Annotated in this window: 9 protein-coding genes; 7 read left to right on the top strand and 2 right to left on the bottom strand. The window is 33.1% G+C overall.

Translation table 11 applies throughout. The features are described from left to right. The 4 genes from DIU01_RS09715 to DIU01_RS09700 all read left to right on the top strand — a co-directional run. Nucleotides 1-617 (top strand): TetR/AcrR family transcriptional regulator (locus DIU01_RS09715; protein ID WP_367221932.1); only part of this gene is annotated, 617 nt, incomplete at its 5' end. Nucleotides 618-627: 10 nt separating this feature from the next. Continuing rightward, nucleotides 628-1,968 carry a TolC family protein gene (locus tag DIU01_RS09710; protein ID WP_290833919.1) on the top strand — a complete coding sequence of 447 codons (1,341 nt, stop codon included), beginning with the start codon at nucleotides 628-630 and terminating at the stop codon, nucleotides 1,966-1,968. A gap of 23 nt (nucleotides 1,969-1,991) precedes the next feature. Further along, nucleotides 1,992-3,131 carry an efflux RND transporter periplasmic adaptor subunit gene (locus DIU01_RS09705; protein WP_290833917.1) on the top strand — a complete coding sequence of 380 codons (1,140 nt, stop codon included), beginning with the start codon at nucleotides 1,992-1,994 and terminating at the stop codon, nucleotides 3,129-3,131. A gap of 82 nt (nucleotides 3,132-3,213) precedes the next feature. Then, nucleotides 3,214-6,684, top strand: a complete 3,471-nt coding sequence (locus DIU01_RS09700; RefSeq protein ID WP_290833915.1) for an efflux RND transporter permease subunit — start codon at nucleotides 3,214-3,216, stop codon at nucleotides 6,682-6,684. Between the two features lie 48 nt (nucleotides 6,685-6,732). On the opposite strand, the gene DIU01_RS09695 is transcribed toward DIU01_RS09700, so the two are convergent. Both DIU01_RS09695 and DIU01_RS09690 read right to left on the bottom strand, forming a co-directional pair. Beyond that, nucleotides 6,733-7,677 carry a DUF3078 domain-containing protein gene (locus tag DIU01_RS09695; protein ID WP_290833913.1) on the bottom strand — a complete coding sequence of 315 codons (945 nt, stop codon included), beginning with the start codon at nucleotides 7,675-7,677 and terminating at the stop codon, nucleotides 6,733-6,735. A gap of 37 nt (nucleotides 7,678-7,714) precedes the next feature. Further along, complete coding sequence (locus tag DIU01_RS09690; protein ID WP_290833911.1) at nucleotides 7,715-9,496, bottom strand: 1-deoxy-D-xylulose-5-phosphate synthase; 1,782 nt, start codon at nucleotides 9,494-9,496, stop codon at nucleotides 7,715-7,717. 97 nt (nucleotides 9,497-9,593) lie between these two features. On the opposite strand from DIU01_RS09690, the gene DIU01_RS09685 reads away from it, so the two are divergent. The 3 genes from DIU01_RS09685 to DIU01_RS09675 form a co-directional block, all read left to right on the top strand. Continuing rightward, nucleotides 9,594-9,851 (top strand): hypothetical protein, encoded by a 258-nt coding sequence (locus DIU01_RS09685; protein ID WP_290833909.1) that lies wholly within the window; start codon nucleotides 9,594-9,596, stop codon nucleotides 9,849-9,851. Continuing rightward, nucleotides 9,827-10,108, top strand: coding sequence for a Txe/YoeB family addiction module toxin (locus DIU01_RS09680; protein ID WP_290833907.1), 282 nt, complete (start codon nucleotides 9,827-9,829; stop codon nucleotides 10,106-10,108). Before DIU01_RS09685 ends, DIU01_RS09680 begins: the two co-directional genes overlap by 25 nt. Before the next feature lie 17 nt (nucleotides 10,109-10,125). Further along, nucleotides 10,126-10,567 (top strand): nucleoside deaminase (locus DIU01_RS09675; protein WP_290833905.1); only part of this gene is annotated, 442 nt, incomplete at its 3' end.

Below are 10,567 nucleotides of genomic sequence, written 5' to 3'. Positions count from 1 at the left end.
CAAATAAAATTAAAAAAATAATGAAAGAGAAAATCATCAAAAAAGCGACTGACATGTTTTTGAAACTTGGTTTCAAAAGTGTGACCATGGATGATATTGCAGGAGAAATGTGTATTTCCAAAAAAACGATTTACAAATATTTCAGCAACAAAGAAATGCTAATTGAAGAAGGAACAGAAGTTGTTCATCAAAAAATACATGCTTTGATGGATGAAGTAGTTTCACAAAATCATAATGCCATAGCCGAAAATTTTCAACTAAGAGAGATGTTTAAAGAAATGTTTCAATCATTTGATCAATCTCCAGCGTATCAACTAAAAAAACATTATCCGGAAATTTATCAAAAAATGATGGCGAATGAAATTGAAGATTGCAGCCAAATGTTTAGACAAAATATCCAAAAAGGAATTAAACAAGGATTGTATCGCACAGAAACCGACGTTGAAGCAGCCGTAAAATTTTATTACACCTTAATTTTTTCAATAAACGAAAATACTCGATTAGAAAAAGAAGCATATGAACTGGAAGCTAAAGCGCTTGAATATCACACAAGAGCCATTGCAACACCTGAAGGAATTACAGAACTAGAAAAACATCTACTTAAATTAAATAAATAATTATCAATCAATGAAAAACAAAATAATACTAACCTTGCTTCTTTTTGCATCAATCGTGCAAGCGCAAGAAGAGAAAAAAAGCTACTCGTTTAGCCTAGATCAAGCTGTAACGCATGCTACGACCAATAATCGATCAGCAATCAATGCAAATCGAGACATAGAAATGGCTAAAAAGAAAAAGTGGGAAACTACAGCTGCTGGTTTGCCTCAAATTAATGGATCTATTAGTTATCAAAACAACTTTGAAATTCAAAAATCATTAATTCCAGCAGAAATTTTTGGTGGACAACCAGGAACTTTTCAAGAAGTGGCTTTCGGAACAAAACACAATGCAACAGGAAATTTATCCTTAACCCAATTGTTGTTTGATGGATCGTATATTGTAGCGTTACAAGCGTCTAAAACGTACCTTCAGTTTTATGAAAACAGCAAAAAGAAGACCGATATTGAGGTTAAAGAAATGATTATCAACTCCTACGGAAGTGTTTTGCTAGCTGATGAAAGTGTTCAAATTCTTCAAAAAAACAAAAAAGTATTAGAGAAAACTTTATTTGATACTGATCAAACCTTTAAAAACGGACTTATCGAAGAAGAAAATGTTGAGCAACTAAAAATTACTTTAGCTTCTGTAAATAGTAATTTAAACTATGTTACTAGACTTAAAGACATTAGTTTAAAAATGTTGAAAGTAAATTTAGGAATTGAAATCGAAGACGAATTAACATTGACCGATAAATTGGACGATTTAACTCAGAAAAATCTCGATTTAGCTCTTAAAAGCACCGATTTTAATGCAACAAGCAACATCAATTATGTTATCACTCAGAATTTTATGGAACAACGTAATCTTGAGGTGAAACTTGAAAAAAGTAAAGCGTTACCGTCATTATCTGCTGGATTGAATTTTGGTTACAACTCCTTTGGAAATAAATTCACGTTCTTCAACTCTGACCAAAAATACTTTAATTATTCTAATTTAGGAATCACTTTAAACGTTCCAATTTTTAGCAGTTTTGCAAGAAGTGCAAGAACGCAACAAGCACAAATTGCATTGGAAAAAGCCAAAACTGATTTAACAGAAACAGAACAAAAACTGAAACTTGCATATCAAAATGCTAAAAGCGATTATGAATACAGCATTGAACAATACAACAGTTCTAAAGAAAGTTTGGGATTAGCAGAACGCATCGAAAACAAACAACAAATTAAATTTAAAGAAGGACTTTCTAGCAGCTTTGATTTTACTGAAGCACAAAGACAACTTTATTCTTCACAACAAACATATTTGCAAGCAATGGTTGATGTAATCAATAAAAAAGCAGCATTAGAAAAAATAATAGGTAACCAATAACAAACAGAATAATCCAAAATAAAATGAGAAAAATACTTTTAATAACCGTTTTATCGCTGACACTATTTTCATGTTCTAAGAAGGAAAATACAGCAAGTATTGATGATTTAATAAACGCTAAAAACGTTAAAGAACTTCAAGCTAAGAAAGCTTTAATCCAAGCAGATTTAGCCAAAATTGATGAAGCTTTAGCAACATTAGATGTAAAAGTTGACGAGGCATTAGTTTCTGTAATCGCTGTAAAAGACACTACTTTCAATCATTATCTTGAAATTCAAGGAAGTGTTGATACTAAAGAAAACATCTTAATTCAACCAGAAATGCCTGGAACATTAGTTTCACTAAATGTAAAAGCTGGACAAAAAGTTTCTAAAGGTCAAATTCTTGGTCGTGTTGACGATGGTGGTTCAAGCCAACAAGTAGCTAATTTAGAAACACAATATCAATTAGCAAAAACAACATTCGAAAGACAGAAAAATCTTTGGAACCAAAAAATTGGATCAGAAATTCAGTATCTACAAGCACAAACGCAAATGATTAGTTTACAAAAATCGGTTGCACAAGCTAAAGCGCAATTATCTAAAACAGTTATTAGAGCGCCATTTTCTGGAACAATTGACGAAGTATTTGTAGAAAGAGGTCAAGTAGTTGCTGCTAGTCAACAAGGTTTAATGCGAATTGTAAACTTAGGAAATATGTATGTTTCAACATCGGTTCCAGAAACTTATATTGGAAAATTAAAAGTAGGAACTGAAGTGGATGTTTTCTTAACTTCTCTAAATAAAACATACAAAGGAAAAGTGCGTCAAGTTGGAAACTTTATCAACCCAAACAACAGAAGTTTTGGTATTGAAGTTGGAGTTCCAAATCCGGATAATTTATTGCGTCCTAATCAAGTTGCCAAACTTAAAATCATCGATTACACTACTAAAAATGCAATTGTTGTTCCAACTAATGTAATTCAAGAAGATGGAAAAGGAGACAAATTTGTATTCACAGCTGTAAACGTGAATGGAAAAACTGGAACTGCTAAAAAAGTTCTAGTTAAAGTAGGACAATCATCAGACAACGTAACCGAAATTTTAAGCGGATTATCTTCTAGTGATGTAATTGTAACAGAAGGTGTAAACGCTATTTCTGACGGAATGAAATTGAATTTCTAAAAAAAGTTTATGAGGTTAATGGTTTATAAGGTTAAAAGTTCCTTCTAAACTCTTAAACTTCTAAACTCTTAAACAACAAAATATGAGTCATCAAAATAAAGAATTCGGAATATCAAGTTGGGCAGTTGACAATCGTGTTACTGTTTATATCTTGACCTTATTAATTGTTATAACCGGTGTAATTGCCTACATAACAATGCCGCGTGAAGATTTCCCAGAAATTATCGAAAATAAAGTGTACATCTCATCTGTTTTCCCAGGAAACTCAGCCGAAGATGTTGAAAAATTGATTATTAAACCTTTAGAAAAAGAGTTTAAAAACATTTCTGGAATCGATAAAATTACTTCTAGTTCGTTTCAAGATTACGGAATGATCATCGTTGAATTTGGCGATCAAGTTGGAATTGAAGAAGCCAAAACTAAAATCAAAGACAAAGTCGATGTTGTAAAAGCAGATACCGATTGGCCGAATCTAGACAACGGAAGTAAAGTAGAACCTAACGTATTTGAATTAAACATTTCGGAAGAAGTGCCTATTTTAAATATCAACTTAAAAGGAAATTATACTACGCAACAACTTAAAAAATATGGTGAATTGCTTCAAGATGATATTGAAGAAATCCCAGAAGTTAAAAAAGTTGACATTTTAGGTGTTGATGATAAAGAAGTAGAAATTGCAGTTGATATATTCAAAATGACTGCAGCCCAAGTTTCTTTTGATGAAATTCAAAATGCTGTGAAATATGAAAACATGACACTTTCGGGTGGAAATTTGATTTCACAAGGTTCAAGAAATAACATTAGAATTGTTGGTGAAATAAAAGATCCAAAAGAACTGGAAAACATCATCGTAAAATCGTTCGGCGGAACGGTTTACTTAAAAGATATTGCCGTTGTTAGCTTTAAAGAAAAAGAAAAAACAACTTATGCTCGTGAATCTGGGAAAGAAGTGGTGATGCTTAACGTTAAAAAACGTTCTAACCAAAATATGATTTCTGCGATTGAGCAAGTAAAAGAAAAATTAGAAAAAGCTAAATCATCTTATTTGCCTTCTAATCTTGAATTGCAGTTAACTAACGACCAATCATCAAGAGTAGAACACCAAGTAGACGAACTTTCCAACCACATTATTTTTGGTATTGTACTGGTAATGATTGTGTTGATGTTTACTATGGGATTGAGAAACTCCTTGTTTGTTGGAGCAGCAATTCCGCTTTCTATGTTGATGGCATTTAGTATTCTTTCTGCTTTCGGATTGACCTTAAATACAATGGTTTTATTCGGATTAGTAATGGGATTAGGAATGCTCGTTGACGACGGAATTGTGGTGGTCGACAACGTATTTGCCAACATGCAAAAAGGAATGGATCGAGTTACGGCTTCCAAAATTGGTATTGGAGAAATTGCTTGGCCAGTAATTTCATCAACAGCAACTACATTAATGGCGTTTTTACCGTTTCTTTTGTGGCCAGGAACGATGGGTAAATTTATGAAATATTTCCCAATAACCTTAACTGTAACATTGACCGCTTCATTATTCGTAGCAATGGTCGTAAATGCGGCTATGACTGGAGGTTCGATGGATACAACTGATAAAAATGTTTCTAAAAGATCGGCTAAATTATATTCGATTATTTTTACAGTAATTGCAGTAATTTTTGTTCTTATCGGAAATATTTATGACTCTAAATTATCAAGAGCAATTGGTCACTTGGCTTTAATTTCTTTAGGATTAATGTGGTTGTATAAATTAAAATTATACCAATGGACACAAGATTTTCAGTACAGTTTCTTTCCGAAAATGGAAGATAAATACAAAAATTTCTTAGCCAAAATCTTAACCGGAAAAAGAGCATGGTTTGCCTTAGTGGGAATTATCGGATTGTTATTTTTCTCTTTCATCTTGCTTGGAATTTTCCCAAGAAAAGTATTGTTTTTCCCAGATAATATTCCAAATCAAGTTATCGCTTACATTGAATATCCGCAAGGAACAGATATTGCTAAAACCAACAAAGCAACGTTATTTGTAGAGAAGCAAGTAATTGGTATTTTAAGCAAATATGTTGACGGAACTAACAAAGAAAACTACTTAGCAGAATCAATTGTTTCGCAAGTTGGTGTTGGTGCAGGAAATCCAAATGTTGATGCAGGTTCGGCATCTGAAACTCCATATAAAGGAAAAGTTACCGTAAATTTCTCTGAATTTAAATTTAGAAAAGGAGTAAATACAGCCGATGTTTTAGAAGAAATTCGCGCCAAAGTAAAAGGAATTGCTGGAGCAACGGTTACGGTTGAAAAAGATTCAAATGGTCCGCCAGCAGGTTATCCAATTAGTATTCAGTTAACCGGAATTGATTATGATGAAATGTTGAAAGAAGCCGATAAAATGATCGCTTTCATCAATGCCAAAAATATTCCTGGAATTGAGAGACTTAGTGTTGACGTAAACAAAGAAAGTCCAGAACTTGAAGTAAAAGTAGACAGAGTAAGCGCCGGAAGTTTAGGTGTTTCTACTGGTCAATTAGGATTCAATTTACGTCGTTCGGTTTATGGTCAAGAAATCTCAACTTATAAAGAAGGTGACGATGATTACAACATCACAATGCGTATGCAAGATGATCAGCGTAAAAATGAAAATGTATTGTTCAATCAATCCATAACATTTAGAAATCAAAACAATGGTCAAATGATGCAAGTGCCAATTTCTGCTGTTTCACAAACAGAGAAAACTACAACTTACAATCAAATTAAAAGAAAAAACCAGAAAAGAATTATGACGGTTTATTCTAATGTATTGACTGGTTTTAATGGTGATGAAATTACAAAGCAAATTCAAACTGAATTAACTGGTTACAAATTACCAAAAACAGTTACTTATTCGTTCTCTGGAGTTCAAGAGGAACAAGGTAAAAACCAAAATTTCTTGATGAATGCGCTGTTTTTAGCATTAGCCGGAATTACAATTATTATCGTATTACAATTTAACTCGGTTTCTAAAACAATGGTTATTTTGTTTACTGTAATCTTAAGTTTTAGTGGTGTTTTCTACGGATATGTTATCGCCGGAATGGATTTCGTAATCCTAATGACGATGATGGGAATCATTTCACTCGCCGGAATTGTGGTGAAAAACGGAATCGTATTAATGGACTTCTTCGTGCTTTTATTAGACAAGAAAGTAGCCGATAATAAATTACAAAGTCACGACGATTTATCGTTAGAAGAAATAAAAGAAGTAATTATTGAGTCTGGAAAATCACGTTTACGTCCGGTTTTATTGACTGCTTTAACTGCGGTTCTTGGATTAATTCCGTTAGCAATCGGATTAAACTTTGACTTCTTCGGATTAATAACTGACTTAAATCCGCACTTATTCATTGGTGGAGATAACGTAATATTTTGGGGTCCATTAGCTTGGACAATCATCTTCGGATTAACTTACGCAACCGTGCTAACATTGGTAATGGTTCCAGTTATGTTCTACTTGGTAAAACGAGTAAAATATAAATTAAGAGACAGAAGAGAATCTAGAAAACTTGCAATTGAAGAATAAATAAGTATTGATTAAACTAAAAAGCTCCGAACTATTTCGGAGCTTTTTTTATTTAAAATTGTAAACCAATCCAATTCCTAGTACTTGTTTCAATTGGAGTTTTGGACCCACAGTGATTTGTTCTCCAGCAACTTCTTCTTTAGCTTTTATATCGTCGTCATATATTAAATGTGCTCCAATATTTGCTCTAACATATTCATTTACTACCAAATCCAGTTGAATCTGCCAATCAGCATCTATATTCCCAAAATTATTGATATAGTCCGAGTACAAACTCAATCTGTTTTCAAGATTAACGTTCTTCCAAACTTCTCTTTTATGATAACCTGTAACCAAAACTCCAAGTTCTGTTCTTGACATTTTACCTTCTTTAATCAAATTGCCATCCAAATCATATTCGGCTTTTTGAACTCCAAACGCACCTTCATTGGCCAATCTTTGATCGAGAACCAAAGTGGTTTTCTGAGTTAATGGCGATAGATAAACGTTGACTTTCTTTTCTTTATTAGAATATTCTGCACCAATTCCTGTAAAAATGTACGCTGGTGCAAATGGTTTAGAAATTGCTTTATCGGTGTTTGGATAAGCATATCCGTTGGTAAATTGCGTATTAAAATTAAATTTTGCCGAATGATACCAATTAGAAATCGTGTCTTTTCTATAACCAAAAGTAGAGTTGAACTGAAAAGCATCATCTGTTTTTCGCAACTCAACACCATCTTGTTTGTTGACACCATATCTTACAATAAGTTCATTCACCCATTTAATTTTATCGGTAGAATATTTTCGAATAAAATTCCCTTTCAACAACCCAGAAACCGAACTATTTCCTCCAGCATTCCAATTCATAAAAGCAATCTGACTAATGTCAAATCCAATAGTGTTTTTGCCTTCCCACTTCGAAATAGTATCAGGTAACTTGGTTTGAATTTCTTGCGAAAATGAGATTTGTGTAAATAATAAAATTACAGAAGATTTGAGGAAGAATCTCATGGTATAAAAAGTTAAAAGTTGCGCAAAAGTCGTAAAATCAAATAGTAGAAAAAAGCTTTTCTAAACTTTTAACGTCAATTTTACAGATTTGTTGCAACTCTTCCACTGTTCCATGTTCGATAAAATCATCAGGAATTCCAAGAGTTTTTATGGTGTTTTTATAATTATTTTCAGATGCAAATTCGATAATTGCAGAACCAAATCCACCTTTGATTGCGCCATCTTCTATAGTTATTATGATGTCAAATGAATTGAAAATTTCATGCAACAATTTTTCGTCCAAAGGTTTTACAAATCCAAAATCATAGTGAGCAATTTCATCAGCATTTGAAACATTATCCAAAGCCAAACTCACATTATTCCCAATAAAACCAGTTGATAAAACTGCTGTTTTAGTTCCGCTTTTCAGCAAATGAGCCTTCCCTATTTCAATTTTCAAAAAATTGGAATTTGGAATTTGAATTTTGGAATTTGAATATTTTCCTCTTCCGCGCGGATAACGAATAGCAATTGGATGATTTAATCCTAAAGATGCAGTATATAAAATGTTTCGCAAATCAATTTCATCTTTTGGAGCATAAATAATCATATTCGGAATACATCGCAAATATGCCAAATCAAAAACTCCGTGATGTGTTGCACCATCTTCACCCACTAATCCTGCTCTATCCAAACAAAAAATCACAGGTAAATTCTGCAAAGCCACATCGTGAATTACTTGGTCATAAGCGCGTTGCAAAAACGTAGAATAGATATTGCAAAAAACCACCATTCCTTGAGTTGCCATTCCAGCTGCTAAAGTCACAGCGTGTTGTTCAGCAATTCCAACGTCAAAAGCTCTGTCTGGAAAAGCATCCATCATAAATTTTAAAGAACTTCCACTTGGCATTGCAGGCGTAATTCCAATGATTTTTGGATTATTTGTAGCCAATTCAACTAAAGTCCAACCAAAAACATCTTGAAATTTTGGAGGTAAATGTTCTTCCGATTTCGGATGAATTTCACCAGTGTTTTTGTCGAATTTTCCAGGTGCGTGATATTTCACTTGGTCTTCTTCGGCTTGTTGCAAACCTTTACCTTTAGTAGTAATTATATGTAAAAACTTTGGTCCTTTTACTTTTTTCAATCGCTCCAATTCTGAAATCAATGCTTCAAAATCATGTCCGTCAATTGGTCCCGAATAATCAAAATTCAACGACTTAATCATATTATTCTGCTTCGGATTTTTTCCTTCTTTAACCGAAGTCAAATAGTTTTTTAAAGCACCAACACTTGGATCAATTCCGATAGCATTGTCATTCAAAATCACCAACAAATTTGCATCAGTAACTCCGGCGTGATTTAATCCTTCAAACGCCATTCCGCTCGCAATTGAAGCATCACCAATCACCGCAATATGATGTTTATTTTCGCCTTTCAACTGAGAAGCAATCGCCATTCCCAAAGCCGCAGAAATAGATGTTGAAGAATGTCCAACGCCAAAAGTATCGTAAACACTTTCACTACGTTTAGGAAATCCAGAAATTCCTCCAAGTTGACGATTGGTATGAAAATTATCTTTTCGTTCAGTTAAAATTTTATGACCATAAGCTTGATGACCAACATCCCAAACTAGCAAATCATTTGGCGTATCAAAAACATAATGCAAAGCAATTGTCAATTCAATCACACCAAGACTTGCGCCAAGATGACCTTCTTTTACAGATACCACATCAATAATAAAATCACGCAATTCTTTAGACAATTGCGGCAATTGCGATGGTTCCAATTTTTTTAAATCGGATGGATTGTTGATGTTTTGAAGTAGATTTTCTGACATTTAGCAAAGGTACGATTTGAAATTATATTTTTGAATACTTTTGATAGGCATTATTTTTGTTGTAATTTGTATATTTGTAATTCAAAATCATTTAGATATGACCACTTTCACAATAAAAATTAACGAACGCACAAAAGCAGGAAAAGCTTTTAGAGCAATGACGGAAACTTTTTTTAAAGATGCGAAAGGAATCGAAATTATAGAAAACAAAGAGGAAAAGGAAGATGAAATCTACAATCCTGAATTTGTGAAAATGATTTTAGAACGTGCTGAAAGCATAAGCGATCCTGAAAAAAGAAAAAATTGGAAAGAAATTGATCCTAATAATTTATGGGAAAGTTTAGGATTGAAGTAGAACCTTCTGCACAAGTTGAAATTCAATTTCATCTTAAATCAGGCAACAAAGCTGTTATAAAAAAGCTTGAGAAAATCTTTAAAGAATTAGCAGAAACTCCCTATTCAGGAATCGGAAATCCAGAAGCTTTAAAACATGATTTATCAGGACTTTGGTCAAGAAGATTAAGTCAAAAAGACCGATTAATTTATAAAGTTGACGAAGATGTTGTCACTGTTTTCGTAATTGCTGCTCTCGGACATTATTCAGATAAATAAACTTCAATAATTCCTTAATGGAAAACATTTTCACCGACGAATACTTTATGAAAAAAGCTTTGCAAGAAGCCGAAACTGCTTTTGAAAAAGGTGAAATTCCTGTTGGAGCTATTATTGTAATCGATAACAAAGTCATTGCAAGAAGTCATAATCTCACCGAATTATTAAACGATGTCACGGCACATGCCGAAATGCAATCGATAACTGCTGCTGCTAATTTCCTAGGCGGAAAATATTTAAAAGATTGTACTTTATATGTTACGCTCGAACCTTGTCAAATGTGTGCTGGTGCTTTGTATTGGAGTCAGATTTCCAAAATTGTTTTTGGTGCTCGAGACGAACAACGCGGTTTTCAAACTTTGGGAACAAAATTACATCCAAAAACTCAAGTAAATCAAGGAGTTTTGGCTCAAGAATGTGGCGACTTGATGAAACGTTTTTTTGCCGAAAAAAGAAAGT

Source organism: Flavobacterium sp. (assembly GCF_003525665.1).
Lineage (GTDB): Bacteria > Bacteroidota > Bacteroidia > Flavobacteriales > Flavobacteriaceae > Flavobacterium.
This window is presented reverse-complemented; position numbering and strand designations above follow the sequence as displayed.